The following is a 25,130-nucleotide window of genomic DNA, read 5'->3' on the forward strand; positions in this document are numbered from 1 at the left end:
TTTATATACTTATTATAACAAATATCAAATTATAATCAATACTTATTTATAATATTTATTAGTTAATAATTATTATAAATAAAAACCCTTAAGTCTGAACTTAAGGGTTTTTATGCGTTTGAGCTGAACATATAAGTTTTATGATGATATCGAATACTAAAGATGAGTCCCATTGCGAACATGTTTCCCATCATCGCGCTTCCTCCATAGCTGATAAAAGGAAGAGGAATCCCAGTAATCGGCAATAATTGAATCGTCATTCCGATATTTTGAAAAACGTGGAAAGTGATCATGCTAATGACGCCGACACAAATATAGGTATTAAACGGATCAGTTGTATCAAGGGCGGTTTTTGTTAAATGATAGATTAGAATAAAAAACATACCAATGACAATACTCGCGCCAATAAATCCGTATTCCTCGCCAATAACACTAAAAACAAAATCGGTGTGATTATCGGGAATATAAACAGCTCTTTCACCGAATCCTTTCCCAGTAATAAGACCAGAGCCAATTGCTTGAAGGGATTTGTAGAGCTGATAGCCAATACCGCTTTGAAAGCTCTCTGGATCAAGCCAGGAATAGATGCGGTTTAGCTTGTATTCATCAATATTAAAATACTTATCTAATAGCTCTGGTATTTTTATCACCACGTAAAGAATCGCAGCTGCGAAGGATGCCCCTATGAAAAAAATCGGGGTAATAATTTTCCAGGTGATCCCTGAGACAAGAATCATCCCCACTAGAATAGCGATTATGACTAATCCTGTTCCCATATCTTCCTTTGCAATTAAACCGAGAGGGATGAGGGTTGTGATTCCAAGCTTCATCAATAGGTAAAAATCAGTTTTCAACGTTTTATAATCAATTTTTTCATGATGGTCTGAGATTAATTTGCTTAGTGTTAGGATCAAAAAAATCTTCATGAATTCAGAAGGTTGTACAGAACCAAGGTATGGGATCTTAAACCAGGCTTTTGCCCCTTTGGTTTCAGGCGCGATGGATTCTGGTGCAAAAATAAGGAAAATCAAAAGAAAGATTCCAAATCCATATAAATACCAACTTAATTTTCGATATTGATCGTTATCAAAGATCATGACAACTGCAATAATAATAGCTCCGATTACGTAATTTAGAACTTGTCGTATAAAATAATTCGTATCACCATATTGTCCGGTTGTTTGAGCGCTATAGATTGTAGCGCAGCTAGTTAAAAAGAACACAAATAATATAAAGCATAATGTCCAGTCGAACTTTTCAACAACCCTTGTCTTTTTCTCCATCCTGCAACACCTAGTCTCCTATAATCTTCCTCTATCTTAACAAATTACCAAAAAATAGCCACATGTATTAAGACGAAAAATAGAATGAGATGGTTTCAAAAGAAAAACCCACGAAAGGGTTCCTTCGTGAGTTTCTAAAGTAAATATTCAATAAACATCGTAGCAATTCCAAAATAGGTTACGAGCGAAAAAATGTCATTCAAGGTTGTGATTAGTGGACCAGATGCAATAGCAGGGTCAATGTTAAGTCGATATAGGATTATTGGAATAATGGTTCCAGCTAATGTTCCAATAATAAGAGTTAACAATAATGAGCTACCGACGACGAGCCCAAGGATAAAGTTTCCTTGCCAAACGAGAGCAATGACGGAAATGAGAACTCCACAGGTGACACCTATAATGACTCCAACAGAGAGCTCTCTGAGAATAAGCTTTGTGATTACTCTTTTATCAATATCGTTGGAAACAAGTCCTCGAACAACGACTGCGAGGGATTGTGTTCCAGTGTTCCCAGTCATTCCAGAGATCATTGGCATAAAAAAGGCGAGGGCAACTACTTTTTCAAGTGTATGCTCATAGGAACTAATGATACTACCGGAGATTAACCCGATAAAAAGGAGTAAAACCAACCATGGTAGCCGACGATAAGCAGCCACGAAGGATTTTGTTTCGAAATCGATCGATTTACCGGAAGCAGAAAGTTTTTCGATATCCTCGTTAGCCTCACGAATGACGACGTCGATGATATCATCGACCGTGATAATTCCGATTAGAACATGTTCCGCATTCACAACTGGAATCGCAAGGAAGTCATACCGTTCAATTAATCTTGCTACCTCTTCTTGGTCCGTGTCTTCTAAAACTGAGATAACCCGTTCGTACATAATATCTCGTATTTTCTCTTGTGTATCGGCAATTAATAAATCCCGATAAGAAACTACCCCCACGAGCCGTCTGTTTTGGTCGATAACATATAAGTAGTTAATCGTCTCTGCTAGTTCAGCGAATGATTTTAACTTATCGACGGCTTCCCGAACAGTGTAGTAATCGCGGATCCATACGAAACGGTTGGTCATCAAACGCCCAGCAGTTTCAGCCGGATAGTTCATGATGTCCTGAACAATTTTAGCTTCGCCTTTTTTCATCCCTGATAGCAAGGAAGCTATCTTTTCGGGAGATAAATCCTCTAGTAGAGAGGCGAGGTCATCGTTATCCATCATGTCTAATACTTTCCCGGACTTCTCAATTCCGAGACGGTTCAACACATCAATTTGTTCTTCACTGCCTAACTCTTGAATTAAATCTGCAAGAGCGTCTATATTAAGGAAAAATAAAAAGCGTGTTCGGTGTTTTTCCGGCAAGTCCGCATAAATTTGGGCAATATCGTAAGGTTGTAGCTCATCGATAATCGCTTCAAATTCTTTTCGCTTATTTTCTTTTAACGCTTTGATGACATAAAGGGTGATTTGATCTTCTGTCATGTTATGAATCATGCGCTCACGCTCCTTTACCGGAAAAATGCTAGTTGAAATTTCTTCACGTGATTATTATAAGTAAAGAAAGGCAGAATTGATATGAATAAATCAGAAACGGGAATATTTTTAATTTGTTGATATATTTACAATTTTGTAAATGTTAATTTCGGTTACAAGCTCAGTGATCTTTATTAAAATCTTTTTACAAAAAAGTTCAGACTAAGATTTTACGATAAAAATTTGTTAGAATATCTTATAAAAGTGTTTTCGTGTAGAGAGTGGTTCAATGTAAAAGTCCGTTTTTTTCGTAAGAAAATAAACAAGTTTTTTTCGATAGAAAATAAACAATCAATATGAATATAGCGTTATAAATAGAAAGTCATTGTGACTGAAGGTTTGTTACGTCTTCATAAGTCTTATCAAAAGGGTCGGAGGTTATTCTCTTGAAAAAAAACAATAGCAATCAGCGTGACCTTGTCTATGTACATTTAAACGAAACCAAACAATATGTTCTTTCATATGGGATTGAATACCCAGAATTTGCCCAATCTCTCTCAGACCTCATGCACAATGTACTTCTACTGAAGCATCATTTTGATGATGGCGACTTTAATATGCACACATTACTAGAATTCGTTCCAAACGAACGATTGAACAATCTAGCAAAGGACGATGTGTATGGATATGGTGATTTTTGCTGGATTGATTTTGAAGAAGAGGAAGGATTAAACGAGCTTACTGGTCAGGAATTAGCGGAGCTACTCTACTTGGGTCACATGAAGGACCACTTAAAACCACCGTTTTATCATCGTTTGCGAAATCGCTTTGTCTATTTGGCTCATGATGATGGCTGGTGGAACAAAGTGTATTATCGGAACATTCGAGACTTCTACCGTATGCTCGGTGATGTTTTAGCGGGGAAGATGAAGGAATCAGGATTAGAAAAAAATCTCTTAGGGCTGAAAAAGAAACGTGACTTCCCGTCCGTAAGTATGGAGCTTCTTCTAAATATGAAGCAGATGATGAAGGAAGGCATTCTTATTTCTTTTCATGATACTGTACAAACTCGTACAAGTATTGAGATTCCCATTTGGGTTCTAGGTGATTTTGATAATATGGACGACATGTATGAAGAATACGAGAATGTGGCAAGAGGGAAGTATGACGCGAAGCTCCTTTTTGATAAAAAAACGAGAGAGTGGAAGATGTATTCCAACTAACGTAAGGAGGAGCGCTTAAAAATGACCTCAGATTTACATGATTTGCGGATGGCATTCCCGCGACAGTTGACGGAAGCTATTTTTCTTGAACGACCGAATCGTTTTATCATTCAATGTAAGTTGCTTGATTCAGAGGAAGTTGTCGTAGCGCACTTACCCGATCCTGGTAGACTGATTGAACTTTTGCTTCCTGGCAGAAGAGTCTGGTTAATGGATAATGACAATCCTAATCGTAAAACGAAATGGACGGCTGTCCTATGTGAGAGTCCAGACCAGACTTGTCTTGTGTCGATAAATACGACTTATCCGAATATGCTTGTGGAAAAAGGGTTGAAAACTGGCTTTTTCAAAGAATTCAACGAATGGAATTACAAGAAATCTGAATATAAGCTGGGGAATTCCCGTTGGGACTTTTTATTAGAAAAAGAAGATGGCAAACAACTATTGCTTGAGGTTAAAAGCGTGACATTGGCGGATGGAGAAAAAGGGATGTTTCCTGATGCTGTAACAGCGCGCGGAACGAAGCATGTAAAGGAACTAGCAGAGCTCGCAAGAAATTCCGACTTTGAAACAGCAATTCTCTTTGTTGCACAGCGGGAGGATGTCGAGTTCATGACAACTGCTTCCCATATTGATCCCGCTTTTGATCAAGCGTTAAGAGAGGCGAAAGCTGCTGGAGTAAGGCTCTTTGCGAGAAAGTGTCATTTGGACGTGGAAGAAATTCGTGTGGGAGATTCAATTCCGGTTGTACTATCAGAGTAAAAATTATTGCTTTTTCTGTCAGAAACTAGTGTATAATCATTTGTAACGGAAAATTTCATATCGAAATTATAGAATTAGGTGTCTTTTTATAAAGACTTAAAAGGGAAGTTGGTGTAATTCCAACGCGGTCCCGCCACTGTAAATGGGAGCAAGCTGCAAAATGTCACTGTACGAAAGTATGGGAAGGCGCAGTATTGCTATGACCATGAGCCAGGAGACCTGCCTATTTCAGCTACACCAAAAAACCTACGAGGATAGGGAGGTGTTTGGAAGACCTTTTTGTCTTAATTGATCATTCCAACATCTCCATTTCTTCAAGTGGAGATGTTTTTTTATTGGGCTTTTTGAAAAAAAGCTACTATGTCTTCACTTTATTTTTCGCTGTTTTCCTATTGCTTGTTGTTTTTTTCGTAAATGTCCTAAGGCCGACATTTACACCTCTTACCAGGTTTAGTGCTACAAATTGTTTTTGCACGGCACTTTTCGCTACCTTTTACTGTTTTTTTGAGAGGGAATATCGCTATGCATATAATCAATTATTATTGAAAAACAACAATCTTTGCGAAAAGAGCCTTATTTTTAACATTTGGAGGAGAAACAGATGAAGAAATGGTACTCATTTTTATTACTGCTACTAATGTCAGTCGGAATTTTAGCTGGATGTGGAGAGGAACAAGCGCCCGTACAAGAAAATCAAGCAGGGGAACAAGTAGATCAAAAGGATGCACAAGCATTCCCTGTCACGATCACTGATGCACTCGATAAAGAGGTAGTCATTGAAGAAAAGCCTGAAAAAATCGTATCGTTGATCCCAAGTAACACGGAAATCGCTTTTGCACTAGGTCTTGGTGAAGAAATTGTCGGAGTATCTGATCACGATAATTATCCTGAAGAAGTAAACGACAAAGAAAAAATCGGCGGCATGGAGATGAACGTGGAGAAGATTATTTCGCTTGCACCAGATTTAGTGCTCGCTCATGCTTCTAGTGCCCATAATTCTTCAGATGGCTTGCAACAATTAAGAGATTCAGGCATTGCTGTAGTCGTTGTCAATGATGCAACAAGTTTTAACGATGTTTACGGTTCGATCGAGATGATCGGTCAAGCAACTGGCGAACAAGACAACGCTGAAAAAATCATCGATGATATGAAAGCGAAGATTGCTGAAATCGAAGAGAAAACGGCTGGGATCACTGAGCAAAAATCAGTGATTGTTGAGGTTAGTCCGGCTCCTGATCTATACGTAGTAGGGAAAAATACTTTCATGGATGAGATGTTAACCCTTATTCATGCAAAAAATGGTGTAGGGGATCAAGAAGGTTGGCTAAATCTCGACCAGGAATCCTATATTGAACGTAATCCTGATGTTATTATTACGACTTATGGATACTATACGGAAGGTGCTGTTGATTCAGTGTTAGCTCGAGAAGGTTGGCAGAATGTTTCGGCAGTGAAAAATAAACAAGTAATTGATGTTCATTCTGATTTAGTCACACGTTCTGGTCCAAGGCTTGCTGATGGACTAGAAGAGCTGGCAAAGGCTGTCTATCCGGAAGTATTTAAGTAAAGTTTGGAGAGAAACCCATGAAGAGTAAAGCTTTTGCCTATGTGTTCGCGACAGTGTTTTTAATTGTTGCGATGTTGTTGGGTATTTCAATTGGGTCGGTTCATGTCCCAATCGTCAATATCATTCAAATAATCGGTGCTGAAATTTTCCGTTTTATTTCCATCGATCATATCGATCCGATGCAAACGAATATTGTGATGAGCATTCGTCTGCCAAGGGTACTTTTAGCAGCACTAGTTGGGGCGGCACTCGCAATTGCGGGTGCGGCCTTCCAAGGTCTCTTGCGAAATCCATTAGCAGACCCTTATACATTAGGGGTTTCGTCCGGTGCTTCAGTCGGAGCGGTTATGACGTTGTTTTTCCAGTTTTCCATCCCATTTGTTGGCGCTTTTACCTTACCGTTATTAAGCATATTATCTGCATTTTTAACTATTTTTCTTGTTCTAGGATTTGCGCGCAAAATTGATAAAGGGATGAAGGTTGAAACAATTATTTTAACCGGAATTATATTTAGTTCATTTTTAGGTGCATTTATATCCCTTGTTATTGCCTTAACAGGAGAAGAGCTACGACAGATTATTGGCTGGCTACTTGGTAGTGTCTCGATGCGTGGATGGACCTATATTAAAATTATTCTGCCATTCTTTTTGATTGGCTCCATCATTATTATGGCTAATAGCAAAGAACTGAATGCGATGTCATTTGGTGAGGAACGTGCGCAGCATTTAGGGGTCAATGTGCAAAGAAGGAAAATGGTGATCTTAATTGCAGGGTCCATTTTAACAGGAGCGGCTGTAGCTGTTTCAGGAACAATCGGCTTTGTCGGCCTGGTCATTCCTCATTTAACAAGAATTCTATGGGGACCTGATCATCGCCATTTACTGCCGTTGTCGATTTTAACAGGAAGTGGATTTTTAATATTGGCTGATTTAGTGTCGCGAACGATTATTTCTCCGATTGAGCTGCCAATCGGTGTGATTACTGCATTGATCGGAGCCCCTGCATTTGGGCTGATTTTGATGAAGAGAAGAAGCGTAGAAAGAAGTGGATCAGATGCTTAAGGTAGAACAGCTTTCAGGCGGATATTCAAACGAGCCGATCGTTAAGGACGTCTCCTTTCAAGTCCAGAAAGGGGAGCTTTTTGGTATTTTAGGCCCGAACGGAAGTGGCAAAACGACTTTGCTAAAAATGATCAGCGGGATCTTACCTTTTCAGTCTGGAAAGATTTCGATCAAGGGGCAATCGATTAAAAGCTTCTCGATGAAAGAATTGGCCAAAATGATGGCGGTTTTATCCCAACATTCCTCTCAAGCTTTTTCATATACGGTCAAGGAAACGGTATCTCTTGGTCGTTACGCTCATCAAACAGGTTGGTTTCGTTCATGGAGTGAGGAAGATGAACGAATTGTCCAAGAATCAATGGAGCAGACAGGAATTAGGGCTTTTCAAAATAAGAGTATTCAAGAACTTTCAGGGGGAGAAAGACAGCGTGTCTTTTTAGCGCAAGCGTTGGTGCAGGAACCTGAGATTTTATTATTGGATGAACCGACGAACCACCTCGACCTATCCTATCAAAAGGAATTACTAGATTTATTAAAGAGGTGGACACGGGAAAAGGGTTTGACGGTGATCTCGATTTTTCACGATTTAAACTTGGCAAGCCTTTATTGTGACCGTCTACTTCTTCTTGAAAATGGTTCTGTTCATACGAATGCTACGCCAAATGAAGTCGTGAAGGTAGAAAAAATTAAAGAGGTTTACCATACCGATGTAGAAAAGCATCCGCACCCGTCTATTCCAGTTCCGCAAATGGTTCTTTTACCAAGTTTTAAGAACGAAGAAAACATTGTAGAAATCGGGCCGGAGTTTATGCATTTTTCGAAGGAACATATCTCCCTTCATGCGCCAGTTCCACTGCGAACAATGTCATCAGGGGTCATCGGTTCTGGTGTTGGCTGGCATCAAACCTTTGTTAATCGTCATGTAGACAAAACATATGATTGTTCTGACCATCGCAGCGAGATGCTTCATTATCTAAAAGAACACGGTTTTGAGCCTTCACAAACAATTGGAATGATGACGGCTGTTTGGCTTGAAGATGTTTCTTACAAGTTGATAAAAGGGGACGATTTTTCCATATTCGTCATCGTCACAGCAGGTGTTAGTAATGCGGTCGATGCTTCAAAAAGTGACCAGCATTCCTTTGAAATGATACCAGGAACTATTAATACTTGGGTATTTGTTAATGGGCAGCTAACGGAAGAGGCCTTTATTCAAAGCATTATGACCGCAACAGAGGCAAAGGTGAAAGTAATGGATTCAGAGAAGGTATTGGATAGGGTGACCGGAACGACGGCCACTGGGACATCAACTGATAGCATTCTCATTGCAGCTACTCAAATGGGCAAAAAACTAGAATTTGCCGGTACGATTACACCACTCGGAAAGCTAATTAGTCAAGGTGTCTTTGAGTGCACAACCGAGGCCGTTCAAAAAAGTCGTCAAAGGCTGAAAGCGAAATGATCTATCATTTGTTTGCGATCACGCTAGCGGTTATCATCGATGCGATAATTGGAGACCCTCCCCATTGGCCGCACCCGGTAAAATGGATCGGTTCAACGATTTCATTTTTCGAGAAACGATTAAATACGAACCATTTTCGTCGAGCAAAAGGGGTTGGGATGGTCCTACTAATCCTAGCAATGGTGTTTGCTGTGACAACTGTAATTGTGTGGCTGAGTTACGAGATTCATGTCATTGTCGGAATCCTTATAGAGAGCGTCATAGTTGCCACGACCATTGCTCGCAAAAGCCTGCAGGAAGCAGCTCTTGAAGTTTATGCACCGTTAGAAAATGAAGATTTACCTCAAGCGCGTTTGAAGCTTTCCTATATCGTCGGAAGGGACACGGAGCAGCTTGATGAAAGTGAAATCGTCAGAGGGACGGTAGAGACCGTAGCTGAAAATACAAGTGACGGGGTAACAGCTCCGTTATTTTGGGCATTGATTGGCGGTGCTCCACTGGCCATGATGTATAGGGCGATCAATACGTGCGATTCGATGGTCGGGTACAAAAATGATAGATATAGGTCATTTGGTTGGGCTTCAGCACGGTTGGATGACCTTGTGAACTGGATTCCTAGTCGTATCACAGGAGTGCTGATGTTGGTCACACATAAGCCATCCTTTGTGGGTCGCAGGAAGGCTTGGGCAATATTATTTCGCGATGCTAAAAAGCACCCAAGTCCGAATAGTAGCTGGCTTGAAGCGGCAGTTGCAGTCATTTTGGGCGTTCAGCTCGGAGGTGTGAACTACTACAAAGGAATCATCTCAAATCGAGCAAAAATGGGAGAGCTTTACACAACCTTAGAAAAGCATCATATCCTCATGACAAACAAAATTTTAACAAACACCACACTATTTTTTACCCTTCTACTATGGATTGGAGGAATGCTAATTGAACTGGCCGCCACATGGAGCGAATCCTCATTACATCTATGAAGCTATGAACATTCCCATGCCAGAAAAAATGATTGACCTAAGCGCGAATATCAACCCATTAGGTCCACCGAAGATTTTAAAAAAGAGATGGCCATCCCTTTTTCAGTCAATCATTGAGTATCCCGATCCTGCTGCGAATAGGTTAAGCGAGGCGATTGCGGAAAAAGAAGGGCTAGCGAAAGAAATGGTTATGATCGGAAATGGTGGGGCAGAACTTATCTCATTATTAGGAAGAATGTTCTCTAGGAAAAAGGTTCTGATTATCCAACCGACCTTTTCCGAGTATGAAAAAGCCTGCCAGATAAACGGTTGCGAAGTTGTGTATCATTCGCTCGATGCAAATTGGCAACTTCGGCTTGAATCGTTGCCGTTAGAAGGCGTAGAGGCAATCTTCTTATGCAACCCCAATAACCCGACAGGCGTCTGTTTTCCATATGAACAGATCCTTGCCCTTTCTGAATTATGCAGGGATAGAGAGATTTATCTTGTCATTGATGAAGCTTTCTATGATTTTTGGGAAGACTATCAATCTCTTATTCCGATCGTGGAAAATTTCGCGAATGTCATTCTTATCCGCTCAATGACGAAAATGTTTGCCATCCCTGGATTAAGGCTAGGGTATTTGTTAGCAAACGGAAAAGTGATTCAGACATTAGTAAACTATCAGTCTCATTGGAGTGTCAATGCAGTAGCAATGCTTGCGGGAGAATTATGCTTACAGGAAGAAACTTTTATTCAAGAAACACGAGAATACATAAAGAAAGAGCGAGAAAAACTCTTCTCCTTTTACAAGTTAGAAGGGTTTATCGTATCGCCTTCGGAAACAGATTTCTATTTACTTAAGGATCCAAATCTAAAAGGTCAATTGCCATTATTCGAATTTCTGCTGCGTCGTGGAATCGTACCTAGACATACGATGAATTTTCCAGGTATAGAGGGACAATGGCTCCGTTTGGCGATTAAGAGTGCCGATGAAAATGATCAATTACTTGAAGCGTTAAAGGAATGGAAAAAATGATTTTTATTACTGGTGGAGTAAGAAGCGGGAAAAGCACTTTTGCGGAAGAGCTAGCCACTCAAAAAGCGCTGGAGTTAGGGGGCAATCTTCATTATCTTGCTACTGGAGTACCGAGCGATGAGGAAATGGATAAGCGGATTAAGAGGCATCAACAGGAAAGAAAGGAAAGTCTTTCGAATTGGACGACATGGGAGCAATCAACACAAATTGAGACCATTGCTTCTTCTTTTTCGAAAAAGGATGTTGTTCTTCTAGACTGTGTGACGACTCTATTAAACAATGAATTGTTTTCTCAAAAAGAATGGGACACAGAAATTTTAAGGAGATTGGTTCGTGGGTTTGAGATGATTCAAGAAAATTGTGCTGAATTAATCCTGGTCAGTAATGAGGTACTCTGGGAAGGAATTAGTCAAAATGAGCTTGTTCTTCAATATAGTCGAATTCTGGGCCATCTCCATCAAGCGCTCGTAGCCAGGGCAGATCACGCTTATTTAGTAGAATCGGGAATACCAATTTTAATGAAGGGGGAAAAGGAATGAAGGGAGTCATGATTCAAGGTACAGCATCCGATGTCGGTAAAAGCCTGATTGTCACGGCTCTTTGTCGTCTATTTGCCCTTGAAGGAAAAAAGGTTACCCCATTTAAATCTCAAAATATGTCTAATAATTCTTATGTGACCATGGATGGGAAAGAAATTGGTCGGGCCCAAGGGATTCAAGCAGAGGCTGCTAAAACCGAAGCAACCGTGTGGATGAATCCAATTTTGTTAAAACCGAGGTCTGACATGCAGTCGGAGGTTGTATTGTTTGGCAAGGCGGTTGAAACCTTATCAGGCCGAGGATATCGGGAGCATTTTTACGAAAAAGGCTTAAAAGTGATTGAAGAATCACTTCAACATTTACAAGAAAGCTATGACGTCGTCGTTATTGAAGGGGCAGGGAGTCCGGTGGAAATCAATTTAACTGACCGAGAGCTTGTCAATATGAAGGTCGCGGAACTTGCTGATGTTCCAGTTATTCTTGTCGCAGATATTGATCGTGGCGGGGTTTTTGCTAGTATTGTGGGGACATTAGAGCTACTTGATCCAGATGAGAGAGAAAGAGTAAAAGGGATTCTCATCAATAAATTCCGCGGGGATGTCACTCTTTTCGAAGATGGGATCAAATGGCTAGAGGAAAAAACGGGAGTACCAGTTCTAGGCGTGCTTCCTTATATCGAGAATCATATGATTGATGGTGAAGATTCCTTATCGATACAGTCAACCCGAGGTGGCAACGGAGAAATCGATATTGCGGTTATTCATTTGCCCTTTATTTCGAATTACAGTGATATTGAACCGTTTTACGATGAGGATGACGTAAGCGTTCGTTTTATTAAAACTCCCACTCAATTTGGCCGTCCTGACGCAGTAATCATTCCAGGTACAAAGAGTACAATTAGCGATCTGAAGTCTTTAATGGAAACAGGTCTTGCGGATACCTTAATAGATTATGTGAAAAAAGGTGGTTACATCGTCGGCTTATGTGGTGGATACCAGATGCTCGGACAAGAGATTATTGATGCTGCAGGCACGGATACTGGACTCGTCGGCCATCGTTTGAAAGGGTTAACCATTATTCCTGGGATCACTATTTTTACAGCTGAAAAAAAGACAGTCCGCTTCAAGGGTCACTATTCGCCTGCAACCGGACTTATAGGGAAGCGATCGATTGAAGGCTATGAAATTCATCTTGGTGTGACAGAATTACTTGAAAAAGAAAACTCCTTTTTAACTTTAGAGGACGGGTCGTCAGAGGGTTACTACGGACTAGATGGGAAGATTATCGGTACATATGTCCATCACCTCTTTCATAATGATGAATGGAGAAATCATTGGTTAAATCAGATTCGTCAAAACAAGCATCTTCCACGAAGGGATGTAGTATATCGTCAGGACTTGAAAGAGGCGAAATTTGATGAACTTAGCCTCAAATTGAAAAAGCATTTGGATTGGGATGGTATAAAAGAGATTATGGCTGGCTGGGAGAAGGAACGATGACATTTTTAAAAGGCTTTCTACTAAATCTACAATTTTTCACATCGATTCCGATCCGAGTGGCACTCCCGATGGATAAAAAGCATCTACAGAGCAGTATTAAATCATTCCCATTAGTTGGTTTGCTGCAAGGGATTCTGTATAGCGGATTGGTGTATGTCCTGATCCAGTGGACTCCGTTTTCAACTGTGGCAATCGCTTTTCTATTATGGCTAGCGACCATCATCATAACTGGTGGGATCCATTTAGATGGTTGGATGGATGTGAGCGATGCTTATTTCTCTTATCAGGATCAGGAAAAGAGATTAGAAATTATGAAGGATCCTAGAATTGGAGCCTTCGGTGTTCTGGCTGTGATCGTTTTATTGAGCAGTCGTTTTCTATTTATTTATGAAATTATCGGCTCGATGAGTTTCGCCAGTTATTTCATGGTGGCACTCATTCCGTTTCTAGGAAAAAGTATAATGGGAGCAATGCTTGTCACTATTCCGTCAGCGAAAAAGGAAGGCTTAGCGGCCATGTTTCAAGAAGCAGGAAAACGCCGTTCTTTAGTCGTATATCCTATTTATCTAGCAATAGTCGCTTTTTTTGTACAATGGATGGGTTTGATTGTTCCCTTTTTCATTTTAGTAGGGGTGGCACTCGTCTGCTATGGCTTCATTCGTATAAAAGCTATAAAATGGTTTAATGGCATTACAGGCGATGTGCTAGGAGCATCAGTAGAAGGGACTGAAATGATTTTATGGCTAACACTGTGGTTATTACACTATTTCGTCATGGGTTAACAGAAGGCAATAAGAGAAAGGCGTATATGGGGTGGAATGATTCTCCTTTATGTGAAGAGGCTGTTACGAAGATTTCTGGCTACGAGTTAAAGCCTGAATCCTATGACTTATTTTTAAGTAGCGATTTAAATCGTTGTTTACACACAATGAAGCTTTTATTTCCGACTGTTGAGCCAGAATTGGTAGAGGAATTTAGAGAGATGCACTTCGGAACATTTCAAGGGAAGACGTATGAGGAATTGCAGGATGAGGAGAGCTACCAAAAGTGGCTGGAGGATCCGGTTACCTATGCTCCTCCTGAAGGGGAGACGTATGAGCAATTTGCTAGTCGAATCGATATAGGTTGGGAAAAAGTTCAAAAATATGTGCTTGAAAAAGGGATTCGTCGACCGATCATTGTGACTCATGGGGGCGTCATCAAATATTTGTTAAGCCAGTATGCTCCTGAGAAGAAAGAATTCTGGGATTGGAAAGTAATTCATGGAAACGGCTATGAGCTTGTTTTTGATTTGGAGCAGCTAAGGAGGAATGAGCCTTGCATTTCGTTACAGGAGGTGCCTATAACGGAAAACGCCAATGGGTAAGAGATAGGTACCCAGAAGCTAAATGGGTTTCTGCTTATATGGGGGATCCCTTTTTAGTAGAACTAGACGGTTTGGTTGTGGTTCTTGAAGGCTTGGAACAATGGGTGAAGGGAAGTTCTCACACGAGAGAAGAATGGAAAAGGCAGCTTGAAAAATGGCTAACATGGGAGAATGAAGATCCTTCTCGACAAGTCGTTCTAATTGGTTCAGATATATCTAAAGGAATTGTTCCGATGGAAAAAGAAGACCGTGATTGGCGTGACATGACGGGCTGGGTATATCAGGATGTTACGGCTGTAAGTAGACAGGTTGATCTAATTTGGTATGGAATAAATCAAACGATTAAGGGGTGACGGGTAATGAAATTGTACACAAGAACAGGTGACAAGGGACAAACGAGTATTATTGGTGGAAGAGTGGATAAGGACGATATTCGTGTGGAGGCATATGGAACCGTTGATGAGGTCAACTGTTTTGTCGGGCAGGCGGTTACAGAATTAGACGAAAGCTTATTCAAAGATGTTCTTTCTGATTTGGAAAAAATCCAGCATGAGTTGTTTGATTGTGGCGGAGACTTAGCGAACGTGACGAAGAAGCGGGAGCCAAAGCTAACAGAGGAAGCTATCACATATTTGGAAAGTAAAATTGATGAGTTTATTGTCGAGGCTCCAGAGTTAGAGCGATTTATTTTACCAGGTGGAGCAAAGGCATCTGCATCCATCCATATTGCGCGGACAGTAACAAGAAGAGCTGAGCGTCTTGTCGTTAGTCTGATGAAAGCAGATGACACGACTCCAGTCGTCTGTCTACAATATTTAAATCGACTATCAGACTACTTTTTTGCCTTAGCACGAGTAATTAATTTCCGTCTCGGCGTGAAGGATGTTGAGTACATTCGGAGCGCGAATGTATTCAGAGGAGGAAAACGAAAAGATGAACGGAAGGAAGATTAGCCTTCTAGCGGTTTTTGTTGGCCTCTCCGTTGTCGGGGCATTCTTGAAAATTCCCGCGATTATTGGTAGCGTGGCACTCGATGCTTTTCCTGCACTGCTAGCTGCTGCTTTTTTCGGTGGCGGTCCAGGAGCGATTGTTGCTGGGGCTGGTCATATGATTTCCGCTCTCTTGGGAGGAATGCCGATGGGGCCCCTTCATATTGTAGTTGCAGTTGAAATGGCTATTCTAGCGTTTGTTTTTGCCTATACGTGGAAAAAGAAATGGTTGGCGAGTAGCCTATTTGTGTTTGGGAACGCCATTTTGGCACCAATTCCGTTTATCTTTATTTACGATTGGGCTTTTTATGTAGCGCTTGTGCCATCTTTATTAATCGGTTCTATTATGAATACGGCAGTTGCCCTTTTGCTGATCCCAAGAATTTTTCACGTAGCTAGTAAGGGAGTTGTAAAAGAATGAGAGACGCTCTAGTTATTCCGATTAGTGAGCAGGAATCTCTTGTTATCTCAAGCGATAATAGCGGTGGTGTTGGTATGAAGGAGCAGGATGTGGTGAAAGCCTCTTACGACACAGTCAGTTATTTCTCGTTTCGTGTCGCCATGATGGAGTGTTTGGCGGCAGGAGCAAAGCCGCTTGCGGTAGTCATTCAAAATTTTTGCGGAGAACCGGAATGGAATGAGCTTGTTGCTGGTGTTCAAAAAGGCTTAAAAGAGCTTGGGCTAGAACAAATTCAGATCACCGGAAGTACGGAAAGTAATTTTCCTTTTGTTCAGTCTGCGATGGGCCTGAATGTCATTGGGAAAAAATCAAATCGTGATAGAGTGATAGATTCTTCGGCAGTGGCCTTAATCGGGTTACCTTTAGTGGGTCATGAGGTATTGGAACAGGCAGATGAGGTTGCCCCTTTATCCCTTTTTTATCAATTGAGTTTGCATGAAGATGTTTTGCTGTGGCCAGTCGGCTCTAAAGGAGTAGGGCACGAGCTTCATAGACTTAATCTAGTAATAGAATCGAATGAAATTAATTTTGAGAAATCAGGCGGTCCGGCAACAAGCTTTTTGCTCATGTATCCGAAGGAACGTGAAAAGGAAATAGCTACATTAGCTGGAACATACTTTCATTCTTTATAGTGAGGAGCAAGTTGGATGCTACAATTGTTTTTCGTTAGACATGGAGAGACCGAATGGAATGTGGAAAAAAGATTGCAGGGGCGATTGAATTCTAATTTAACCGAAAATGGTATTCGGGATGCCGAACTTTTAGGTAAAAGACTTGCCACGATAGATTTTGAAGCGGTCTATTCAAGTCCTAGCAATCGTACAGTTGAGACAGCAAAGCTGATTATCGATGAACGTACACTCCCTTTTAAAACAGATGAGCGGCTGATGGAAATTGATTTAGGTGAATGGGAAGGGCGAACTGTAGATGAAATTCAACAGTCAGAGCCCGAGCTGTACCATCTTTATCAAGATAATCCGAGTCAGTTTAAAGGAACAGGTGAAACTTTTGCAGATGTCAAAAATCGGTTAGAGGCAGTGTTGGCTGAATTAGTGGAAGCCTATCCATCTGGCAATCTTCTAATTATTACTCATGGTGTCGTCATTAAGGTGTTACAGGCGATTTTTAAGACTCGTTCTCTAGATCTTGTTTGGGAACCACCATATATTGAAGGAACGAGCTTGACGATTGCCAAAATTGAGGATGGAAAAAGAGAGTTACTCCTAGAAGGAGATATTGCTCATAAAGAGCGTAAAATCGTTTAAAAAAATCCCCGAATTTGGGGATTTTTTTAGTGTTTATACAGGTTCCGCTTCAACTTCCTCTTCAACAATTTCTTCCGGTTCCTTCTTTTGCTCTAATAGCTTTTTGATGTCATTGACCCTTTTTCTAGAGGTTAAGATATAGAGAAAGTCCCCAGCTTCAATAATCGTATTTCCTGTAGGGGTAACAAGGGTGTCTGTGCGAATGATGGCATTCACCAATGTTCCTTTAGGGAATGGAATATCCTGCAACGTTTTTCCAATAATCGCTGAATCCTCCTCCATTTCATACTCCAGCATTTCTGCATCTGCTTTTCCTAATGATACAAGCTCTAACGAGTGCATTGGCGTTGTTTTCTTCGGTCCGGTTAAACCTAGCTTTTGCGCAAGCATTGTGATCGTTGAGCCATGGATTAAACAGCTTGTTAATACAACGAAAAAGACTACGTTAAAAATAAGGCTACTTCCTTCAACATGAGCGAGAAGTGGATAAGTAGCTAAGACAATCGGCACGGCTCCTTTTAATCCAGCCCAAGACAGGAAGACCAGTTCATTTTTCGAGAATCCCATTTTGATGGTCGATAAATAAACGGCTATCGGTCTCGCGATGAGCATTAAAATCATCGACATCAGTAATCCTTTTGAAAGGATATCCCATGTGAATAGTTGCGAAGGGAAGACGAGTAAGCCTAAGATGACGAACATTAAGATTTGCATCATCCATGCAAAACCTTCGGAAAAACGGAAAATGGAATGCTTATAGGCAATGTTTTCAGCATTTCCAATGATAATGGCAGCGATATATACCGCAAGGAGACCGCTTCCTTTTAAAAACGCTGTAGCTCCATAAGTGAGTAAGGCAAATGCAATCGCAAATACAGGATACAGTCCACTGGAATCAAGATTGATTTTGTTCAGTGCCGTAACAGCCAGTTTTCCAAAGACTAGTCCGAGCAAAAGGCCGACAACAATTTGCACGATAAAAAGTCCGATCATACTCATAATGCTAGCTTCTGGATTCATTAGGAGTTCAATGGCAGAAATCGTTAAAAGCACAGCCATTGGATCATTGGAGCCCGATTCTGCTTCGAGTGTAGCAGCGATACGAGGTTTAATATTTTGTCCTTTTAACACGGCGAAAACAGCTGCTGCATCTGTAGAACCGACGATGGCGCCGAACAGAATGGATTCGAGCCAACCGATATCGAGAATGAATTTTGCGGCAAGTGCAACGATTCCGGAGGTAATTAATACACCGATTGTTGCAAGGGAAAGGGATGGGGCAATAACGGGTTTTACTGATTTCCAGCTCGTTTGGATTCCTCCCTCAAATAAGATAATAATTAGGGCTAAGATTCCAATCATCTGGGCGAGTTGTGCGTTATCAAAATAAATGATACCAAGCACATCGCTTCCCATGATAATCCCGACCATAATAAAGAGCACAAGGGATGGGACACCTAAACGGGAAGAGAATTTTGTGGTGAGGACACCGACAATGAGAAAAGTAGCGGCTAATAACACAAATGAGTCAGTTACCGTCATCAAATCAACTCTCTTTCTAATAGTATTTTTTGTACTTTAAACAATCTTATAAATTTACATCGAGGACAATGGGCAAAGTTCGCTTTTCTTCGCTTAATCCAATATAGTGAATCGTTTCAGAAGGGGTCGACTGCTGTAGTCTTTTTTGGATTAAGGAGATTGCAATCCCTTTGCGATAAGCGTGATAACCAAAGGTTTTTCTGAGTGTATGAGTACCAATCGCGCCTTCAATTCCAGCATGTTTTGCAGCTTCGTTAATAATTCGGTAAGCTTGCTGACGTGAAATCGCGTTAACCGTTTTTCGTGATTTAAAAAGGTAATCATTTAAGTGTAGTGTTTCTGAATTAATGCAGTTCATAATTGCTTCACGAACATGGGTATTTAAGTAAACAGGAGGGTGTTGATAGAGCGTAGAGTCTAAATACATACGTATTTCTTCATTTTCGGTCATCACGTCGGTTACACGAAGATGGATGAGTTCGCTAATTCGAATTCCGGTATTAATCCCAAATAAAAACAAGCAATAATCTCGTGGAGAGCGAGATTGTAGGTATTCTTTAATCTCATTTATCTGCTGGATGTCTTTGATGGCGTCTACGGTATTCATCGTTTCATCCTCCGATGTAACATAACTTAGTTAAATTATATATTTATGTAACATGAACTTCAAGAAACTTGTTTTTTTTTCAATCTGTATAAAGTAGGTAATAAGATAGGTTGTGTAAATGGGGAAATGTTCGAAAGCGAATGGTAATCACTAAAAAAGTGGAGTCCAGGTCAATTAGGACTCCACTTTAAAAAATTCACTACATGTTTTCAAAAAGACACTTTTTCAGCCAGCCTTCTCACTAACTGCCTCTTCATGCTTTTCTTTCCCTGACATCTTATCAACAAGTATTGTAATCGCGCCATCTCCTGTTACATTACAGGCTGTGCCGAAGCTATCCTGTGCTAGATATAAGGCGATCATTAATGAAATCATCGTTGAATCAAAGCCAAGCATTGTTTCAAGCAAGCCAAGTGCAGCCATCACAGCTCCACCTGGAACACCGGGTGCAGCAATCATTGTGATGCCAAGCATTAAAATAAATGGAAATAAAACTTCGAGCGTCACCTCTTGCCCTTGTAACATCATGACAGCGATGGAACAACTGACTAGCGTAATTGTGCTACCTGACAAATGAATAGTGGCCAACAAAGGAATTGAAAAATCGGCAATCTTGGGACGGGCACCTGATTTTTTCACATGCTTTAAGGTCACTGGAATCGTTGAGGCAGATGATTGTGTGCCAAGTGCTGTAAAATAAGCGGGCGCCATTTCTTTTAACAGCATGAAAGGATTTTTCTTTGACATAACTCCAGCAGCTGTAAATTGAACGAGCAAGTATAGTAGATGAAGGGCAATAATCATCACGAATACTTTTGCAAAAACACTCATAATTGTAGTGACTTGCCCACCTTGTGTCATGTTCGCAAAGATACCGAAAATATGAATCGGCAAAAGTGGAATGATGACCTTTTCCACTAATTTTTCGACAATCATGCGAAAATCATCCATTACATTTTGTAGGGCATTGCTTTTCAGAGAAGCGAGCCCTAGGCCGATTGTGAACGATAATAAAAGTGCCGTCATGACGCCCATAATTGGAGGCATGTCCACTTGAAAAAAGCCTGATAATAATGCTTCTTCAGGGTTTGCAAATTCTTTTAGAGATTGATTTTTTAATAATATTGGATAAAGGATGCTTGCGGCGGAAAATGCAAGCAATCCAGCAATAATCGTTGAAATATAGGCAATTCCTGTCGTAATCCCAAGAAGTTTTCCGGCCCCGCGCCCCATTGTGCCGATCCCTGGTGCGATAAATCCAATAATGATTAATGGGATCGCAAATCCAAGGAAGTTGCCAAATAGGCCATTAAAAGTGGCGAAGATTTTGATGAGCCAAGCTGGTGAAATGGAACCGAGCAAAACCCCTGCTCCGATTGCTATGATGATTCTGGGAAGTAGTCCGAACTTTTTCATGGTGTCCTCCTTAAAAATACAACTGTTTTTATCTGATGGATTGATTATACATGGGAACGATATATCTGTTAAGAGAAATATATTATTTCAGTAAAGTAAAATAATTCAATCTATTCTAATTTTTGTCGTTGTTATTACAAATGAAACAAATCTGTGTAGATTATTGACAATTCATAGGCGGGTTTGTAAGGTGTTAATCAAGTGGTAATTTTCATAAACATAAAAGGATGAGAATTTTGCTGTCATGAGGTTTCAGAGGAAAGATATTTTCGCTGTCGCGAAAAATCATAGCTCTTTTTCTGATGCAAATGTTAAAGGAAAGATATTTTGCTGATGCAAAAATCTTTAATAAAAAATTTGATCTTATCCTCGTCCTTTATCGATAAAGTGATAAAATAAAGAAGTGTTTTTTGAGGATTTAAATTAATTACGTAAATGGAAAACTGCCCTAAAAAATGGAGGTACGTTATATGAAGACAAAATTAGGCTTATTGTACGGGGGAAAATCTGCTGAACATAAAGTTTCATTGCAGACGGCACTCGCTGTTATAAATGCATTAGACCATGAAAAATTTGAAATTCATCCAATCTTTATTATGGAAACTGGAGAATGGATTAAAGGGCCGCTTTTAGATGGTCCAGTTGAAACGGTAGCTGCTTTGCAATTTTCTCGTGGGGAAGCATTACCACCAACGGCATTAGCACCTACTCTATTCCAAGCAGAAAACAAAAATGAATCCTTTGATATCATTTTCCCACTTCTTCACGGACCAAATGGTGAAGATGGAACGGTACAGGGATTATTAGAATTGTTGAACCTTCCTTATGTAGGGAATGGTGTCCTAGCATCATCTGCAGGAATGGATAAAGTAATCATGAAAAATATTTTTGCTCAAGCAGGATTACCACAGGTGAACTATGTGTGGTTTATCCGTAGCGAATGGGAGCAAGATAACAATAGCGCGTATGAAAAAGTGGAAGCGGAACTCGGCTATCCTTGCTTTGTGAAACCAGCCAATCTTGGTTCAAGCGTAGGGATTAGCAAATGCTCTAATCGTGAAGAGCTTGTAGAAGCATTTAAAGAAGCCTTCCAATTTGACCGCAAAATTATCATTGAAGAAGGTGTCATCGCAAGAGAAGTAGAGCTTGGCGTGCTCGGAAACGACAATCCAGAATGCTCAGTAGCAGGGGAAATCATTCCGAAAGTAGAATTTTATGACTACAAAGCGAAGTACGAAGACGGAGATACAGCATTGGTCATCCCAGCGGATATTACGAAGGATGAATATGAGCTTCTTTATGGCTTGGCGATTAAAGCCTTCAAATCTTTAGATTGTTCTGGTTTGGTTAGAGCGGACTTTTTCTTAACGAAGGACGGAAAAGCGTACATTAATGAAGTTAACACAATGCCTGGATTTACCCCATTTAGTATGTTCCCATTATTGTGGAAGCACACTGGTGTGGAATATCCACAATTAATTGAACGTCTAGTGAAACTTGGTATGGAACGCTTTGATGAAAAGCAAAAGATAAAATACACAATCTAATGTGACTTCATATAGTATCGGGGCTTAAGAAAAACTTTTTAAAGGGCACGGCAAAAGCCGTGTCTCTTCATATTACATTGGGGGTTACTCTGGTGATCAAGAAAACCTTAGAGCAAATTAAAAGCATGATTCAAGTGGAAAAAAACATCGACTCCTTTGGACATGTAGAGATTCATGGTGTAACAATTGATTCAAGAAAAATTAATCAAGGTAATTTATTTGTCCCGTTTAAAGGGGAACAGGTTGATGGACATCGTTATGTCGAGGACGCATTGAAAAAAGGTGCTACTGCAGCCCTTTGGCAAAAAGATGTGCCGAATCCTCCAGAGGGTCTTCCGATTATCGTTGTCGAGGATACACTCATTGCCTTGCAGGAATTGGCTAGGAGTTATCGTTCTGAGTTGGATATTAAGATTGTCGGCATTACGGGGAGCAATGGTAAAACAACGACAAAGGACATGACTGCCAATCTCCTTGGCTTAAAATATAAGGTTCAGAAGACAGAAGGAAACTACAATAATCATATCGGTTTACCATTAACGATTCTGGGCTTAGAAACGGATACGGAAATAGCTGTTTTAGAAATGGGCATGAGTAGTATTGGAGAAATTGAATTTCTAACATTGATCGCTTGTCCGGATGCTGTTCTGATTACAAATATTGGGGAGGCTCATCTCCAGGATTTAGGTTCAAGAGAGAGAATTGCTGATGCAAAAGTCGAAATCGTAAAAGGTTTATGTGAGAATGGGCTTATCGTTTATCACGGAGATGAACCGCTACTTCGGGAACGTATGGCGCAATTCGAAAGTGTAGCGCAACTGAAAACCTTTGGTCGCTTCGAATTTAATACATTATATCCAACTTCGATTGTACCAGCGGATAACGGAAGCCGTTTTAAGGTCAATGGATTGGAACAAGAATTTGAACTTCCTGTTTTGGGAACCCACAATATTTTAAATGCGTTGGCTGCCATGCTAGTAGCTGATCATTTTGGTGTTTCTTATGAACAGATGAACAGCGGTTTTTCCACATTGAAGGTCACGAATATGCGTATGGAGCTTGTGGAAGGAAGCAATGGTGAAAAAATCATCAATGATGCTTATAATGCCAGCCCAACTTCCATGAAAGCTGCGATTGAATTGGTGACAAGCTTAAGTGGATACGAAAAGAAAATTCTCGTCCTTGGAGATATGCTTGAATTGGGACCTGAGGAACAGTCTTTCCATTTTGCGGTTGGTAAAGAAATTGACTCTAGTCAAATCGATTATGTCTTTACTTTTGGTCAATTAGGAGAGTTTATAGCGAATGGCGCGAAGGAAGTTTTTCCGGAAGAGCGTGTCTTTGCTTTCTTAGATAAAACAGTATTGTTGGAACAATTAAAGAAATATACAAATCCAAAGACGCTGATTTTAGTAAAAGGATCTCGTGGCATGAAGCTTGAAGAAGTTGTTCAAGGTCTTCAGGGATAATATACGGCTCTTAAAAACGCTTGGGACATCAAACCCAAGTGTTTTTTTGTATGGTGCTGAAATGTAATACGAATACTACATGTATATTTACACGTTAGGATTGAAAATACATGAAGATTCGTAATCCCTCGCTTCTTATCCTAAGCTTACTTCTTTTATGTAGTTTTATTTTACTGGCAAGGTCCTTGGATACTGTGATTGTCGATACCTTTGATACCCAAATCATACAAGCCATTCAGTTGATAAAGCAGCCTTTTTTAACTTTGGTTATGAGGTTTTTTAGTTTCATTGGTGATATCATTCCAGTCATGATTATTTCTGTCATCCTCTTCATCATTCTGTATAAGGTTTTTCATCATCGTAAAGAACTGATCCTATTCAGTATCGTATTGCTAGGATCAACAGCCTTTAATATTGGCCTTAAAGCTTATTATCAAAGAGAACGACCAACTTTGTATACAATGGTGACAGAGGAAAGCTTTAGCTTCCCAAGTGGACATTCGATGGCGGCTTTGTCATTATACGGGATTCTTACCTTCTTGTTATGGAGACATATCCCAAGACAAAGTGGTCGGATTGTTCTCATTACAATCAGCACTTTTATCCTGTTAATGATTGGGGTAAGTCGGATTTATTTAGGTGCACATTTCCCTAGTGATGTGCTAGGAGCATACCTGTTTAGTGGATTTTGGCTCGTGTTTACTATTTGGGGCTTTAAAAATTTCAAGTTATCCAGTTGAATTTTTATAAATGACTTGGTAATCCTTATTAATTTGAAGTTGTATCATTGGAATCGAGGTTTGAATAGGGTGTAAAATAGGTATATGTCTAGATAAATGGGTCATTCTAAAAATGGATTCACTTGGACAGGTGGTGATTGGCTTGATCGGATGTTTATGTATACACGGATTTACAGGCGATCCTACTGAGGTAGAGCCTTTAGTAGAGCATTTAAAAGCAACGACAGACTGGCGTTTTGCTGTACCTACACTGCCTGGTCATGGTGAATCACTTGCTTTAAAAGGGATTAGCTATAACCAGTGGATTGAACATGCTGAAAAAGAGCTGCAAGACCTCTTGAAAACGTGTGATACGGTCTATGTTGTTGGCTTCTCCATGGGTGGGTTAATTGCGAGTTATTTGGCCGTTCATTATCCAATTAAAAAACTGATTTTACTAAGTGCGGCGGCCTACTATGTGAATCCAAGGCAACTGGGGCTTGACCTTGTAGGAATGGTGAAAGATACCTTTAAAGGAACACTGAAAGAAAATGAATTATTTATCCGGTATTCGCGAAAAATTAAAGAAACACCTATTGCGGCGACTGTGCAATTTCGAAAGCTAGTTAATAGCATTAAGCCATTGCTCCCAAAGGTGACAATTCCTACATTGATTGCACAAGGGGAAAGCGATGGAGTGGTCCCACCCAGAAGTGCTCAATATTTATATGAGCATATTAGTACTCCCGATAAAAAGCTAATCTATCTAAAAGAATCCAAGCATTTGATCTGTCATTGCACTGAAAGAGAAAAGCTGTTTCAAGAAGTCGTTGATTTTCTACAAAAATAATATAAGAGAAAAATTGGAAGCAAAAATATTGCAGGTC

General features: G+C 40.2%; 25 protein-coding genes and 1 riboswitch. Of the genes, 20 read left to right on the forward strand and 5 right to left on the reverse strand.

Features of this window, described 5'->3' with window-relative positions; genetic code table 11:
* Nucleotides 1–110: 110 nt before the first annotated feature.
* Both FAR12_RS17090 and mgtE read right to left on the reverse strand, forming a co-directional pair.
* Nucleotides 111–1,283 (reverse strand): FtsW/RodA/SpoVE family cell cycle protein, encoded by a 1,173-nt coding sequence (locus FAR12_RS17090; RefSeq protein ID WP_126410018.1) that lies wholly within the window; start codon nt 1,281–1,283, stop codon nt 111–113.
* A 134-nt stretch (nt 1,284–1,417) separates the two neighbouring features.
* Nucleotides 1,418–2,776: a magnesium transporter gene (gene mgtE / locus FAR12_RS17095; protein ID WP_126410019.1), complete on the reverse strand. Its 1,359-nt coding sequence runs from the start codon at nt 2,774–2,776 to the stop codon at nt 1,418–1,420.
* 425 nt (nt 2,777–3,201) lie between these two features.
* On the opposite strand from mgtE, the gene FAR12_RS17100 reads away from it, so the two are divergent.
* The 16 genes from FAR12_RS17100 to FAR12_RS17175 all read left to right on the forward strand — a co-directional run bounded on the left by FAR12_RS17100 (nt 3,202) and on the right by FAR12_RS17175 (nt 16,943).
* Nucleotides 3,202–3,978 (forward strand): hypothetical protein, encoded by a 777-nt coding sequence (locus tag FAR12_RS17100; protein WP_126410020.1) that lies wholly within the window; start codon nt 3,202–3,204, stop codon nt 3,976–3,978.
* Between the two features lie 21 nt (nt 3,979–3,999).
* Entirely contained in the window at nt 4,000–4,740 is a 741-nt protein-coding gene (gene sfsA, locus FAR12_RS17105) for a DNA/RNA nuclease SfsA (RefSeq protein WP_126410021.1), read from the forward strand.
* A gap of 59 nt (nt 4,741–4,799) precedes the next feature.
* Nucleotides 4,800–4,981: riboswitch (cobalamin riboswitch) on the forward strand.
* Nucleotides 4,982–5,341: 360 nt separating this feature from the next.
* Nucleotides 5,342–6,307: an ABC transporter substrate-binding protein gene (locus FAR12_RS17110; RefSeq protein WP_126410022.1), complete on the forward strand. Its 966-nt coding sequence runs from the start codon at nt 5,342–5,344 to the stop codon at nt 6,305–6,307.
* Between the two features lie 17 nt (nt 6,308–6,324).
* Nucleotides 6,325–7,368 (forward strand): FecCD family ABC transporter permease, encoded by a 1,044-nt coding sequence (locus FAR12_RS17115; protein ID WP_126410023.1) that lies wholly within the window; start codon nt 6,325–6,327, stop codon nt 7,366–7,368.
* Nucleotides 7,361–8,830 carry a heme ABC transporter ATP-binding protein gene (locus tag FAR12_RS17120; protein ID WP_126410024.1) on the forward strand — a complete coding sequence of 490 codons (1,470 nt, stop codon included), beginning with the start codon at nt 7,361–7,363 and terminating at the stop codon, nt 8,828–8,830. Before FAR12_RS17115 ends, FAR12_RS17120 begins: the two co-directional genes overlap by 8 nt.
* Entirely contained in the window at nt 8,827–9,807 is a 981-nt protein-coding gene (gene cbiB / locus FAR12_RS17125; protein ID WP_126410025.1) for an adenosylcobinamide-phosphate synthase CbiB, read from the forward strand. Before FAR12_RS17120 ends, cbiB begins: the two co-directional genes overlap by 4 nt.
* Nucleotides 9,764–10,825, forward strand: coding sequence for a threonine-phosphate decarboxylase CobD (gene cobD / locus FAR12_RS17130; RefSeq protein ID WP_126410026.1), 1,062 nt, complete (start codon nt 9,764–9,766; stop codon nt 10,823–10,825). Before cbiB ends, cobD begins: the two co-directional genes overlap by 44 nt.
* On the forward strand, nt 10,813–11,364 hold the full coding sequence (locus tag FAR12_RS17135; protein ID WP_126410027.1) for a bifunctional adenosylcobinamide kinase/adenosylcobinamide-phosphate guanylyltransferase: 552 nt from the start codon (nt 10,813–10,815) through the stop codon (nt 11,362–11,364). The genes cobD and FAR12_RS17135 overlap by 13 nt, the downstream gene beginning before the upstream one ends.
* Nucleotides 11,361–12,863, forward strand: coding sequence for a cobyric acid synthase (locus tag FAR12_RS17140; RefSeq protein WP_126410028.1), 1,503 nt, complete (start codon nt 11,361–11,363; stop codon nt 12,861–12,863). The genes FAR12_RS17135 and FAR12_RS17140 overlap by 4 nt, the downstream gene beginning before the upstream one ends.
* Nucleotides 12,860–13,645 (forward strand): adenosylcobinamide-GDP ribazoletransferase, encoded by a 786-nt coding sequence (cobS, locus tag FAR12_RS17145; RefSeq protein ID WP_126410029.1) that lies wholly within the window; start codon nt 12,860–12,862, stop codon nt 13,643–13,645. Before FAR12_RS17140 ends, cobS begins: the two co-directional genes overlap by 4 nt.
* Nucleotides 13,615–14,229 carry a histidine phosphatase family protein gene (locus FAR12_RS17150; RefSeq protein WP_246010429.1) on the forward strand — a complete coding sequence of 205 codons (615 nt, stop codon included), beginning with the start codon at nt 13,615–13,617 and terminating at the stop codon, nt 14,227–14,229. Before cobS ends, FAR12_RS17150 begins: the two co-directional genes overlap by 31 nt.
* A complete protein-coding gene (locus FAR12_RS17155) occupies nt 14,181–14,582 on the forward strand; it encodes a bifunctional adenosylcobinamide kinase/adenosylcobinamide-phosphate guanylyltransferase (RefSeq protein WP_126410031.1) in 402 nt (133 codons plus the stop codon). Before FAR12_RS17150 ends, FAR12_RS17155 begins: the two co-directional genes overlap by 49 nt.
* A 6-nt stretch (nt 14,583–14,588) precedes the next feature.
* Complete coding sequence (locus tag FAR12_RS17160) at nt 14,589–15,182, forward strand: cob(I)yrinic acid a,c-diamide adenosyltransferase (protein WP_126410032.1); 594 nt, start codon at nt 14,589–14,591, stop codon at nt 15,180–15,182.
* Nucleotides 15,163–15,639, forward strand: coding sequence for an ECF transporter S component (locus FAR12_RS17165; RefSeq protein ID WP_126410033.1), 477 nt, complete (start codon nt 15,163–15,165; stop codon nt 15,637–15,639). The genes FAR12_RS17160 and FAR12_RS17165 overlap by 20 nt, the downstream gene beginning before the upstream one ends.
* On the forward strand, nt 15,636–16,310 hold the full coding sequence (locus FAR12_RS17170; RefSeq protein WP_126410034.1) for an AIR synthase related protein: 675 nt from the start codon (nt 15,636–15,638) through the stop codon (nt 16,308–16,310). Before FAR12_RS17165 ends, FAR12_RS17170 begins: the two co-directional genes overlap by 4 nt.
* 15 nt (nt 16,311–16,325) lie before the next feature.
* Nucleotides 16,326–16,943, forward strand: coding sequence for a histidine phosphatase family protein (locus tag FAR12_RS17175; protein WP_126410035.1), 618 nt, complete (start codon nt 16,326–16,328; stop codon nt 16,941–16,943).
* Between the two features lie 33 nt (nt 16,944–16,976).
* Here FAR12_RS17175 and FAR12_RS17180 read toward each other — a convergent pair whose 3' ends face one another.
* From FAR12_RS17180 to FAR12_RS17190, 3 genes are all read right to left on the reverse strand, one after another.
* The gene (locus FAR12_RS17180; RefSeq protein WP_126410036.1) at nt 16,977–18,485 is read right to left on the reverse strand and encodes a potassium/proton antiporter; all 1,509 of its coding nucleotides are present in this window, start codon (nt 18,483–18,485) and stop codon (nt 16,977–16,979) included.
* A gap of 46 nt (nt 18,486–18,531) precedes the next feature.
* Nucleotides 18,532–19,092 (reverse strand): tyrosine-type recombinase/integrase, encoded by a 561-nt coding sequence (locus FAR12_RS17185; protein ID WP_126410037.1) that lies wholly within the window; start codon nt 19,090–19,092, stop codon nt 18,532–18,534.
* Nucleotides 19,093–19,317: 225 nt separating this feature from the next.
* The gene (locus FAR12_RS17190) at nt 19,318–20,508 is read right to left on the reverse strand and encodes a dicarboxylate/amino acid:cation symporter (protein WP_126410038.1); all 1,191 of its coding nucleotides are present in this window, start codon (nt 20,506–20,508) and stop codon (nt 19,318–19,320) included.
* Nucleotides 20,509–20,978: 470 nt separating this feature from the next.
* On the opposite strand from FAR12_RS17190, the gene FAR12_RS17195 reads away from it, so the two are divergent.
* From FAR12_RS17195 to FAR12_RS17210, 4 genes are all read left to right on the forward strand, one after another.
* A complete protein-coding gene (locus FAR12_RS17195; protein WP_126410039.1) occupies nt 20,979–22,055 on the forward strand; it encodes a D-alanine--D-alanine ligase in 1,077 nt (358 codons plus the stop codon).
* Between the two features lie 92 nt (nt 22,056–22,147).
* Complete coding sequence (locus FAR12_RS17200) at nt 22,148–23,524, forward strand: UDP-N-acetylmuramoyl-tripeptide--D-alanyl-D-alanine ligase (protein ID WP_126410040.1); 1,377 nt, start codon at nt 22,148–22,150, stop codon at nt 23,522–23,524.
* A 110-nt stretch (nt 23,525–23,634) separates the two neighbouring features.
* Entirely contained in the window at nt 23,635–24,264 is a 630-nt protein-coding gene (locus FAR12_RS17205; RefSeq protein ID WP_126410041.1) for a phosphatase PAP2 family protein, read from the forward strand.
* Between the two features lie 142 nt (nt 24,265–24,406).
* Nucleotides 24,407–25,093 (forward strand): alpha/beta hydrolase, encoded by a 687-nt coding sequence (locus FAR12_RS17210; RefSeq protein ID WP_170972241.1) that lies wholly within the window; start codon nt 24,407–24,409, stop codon nt 25,091–25,093.
* Nucleotides 25,094–25,130 lie beyond the last annotated feature (37 nt).

The sequence above is a fragment of the Bacillus yapensis genome, from assembly GCF_005280205.1.
GTDB lineage: Bacteria > Bacillota > Bacilli > Bacillales > Cytobacillaceae > Robertmurraya > Robertmurraya yapensis.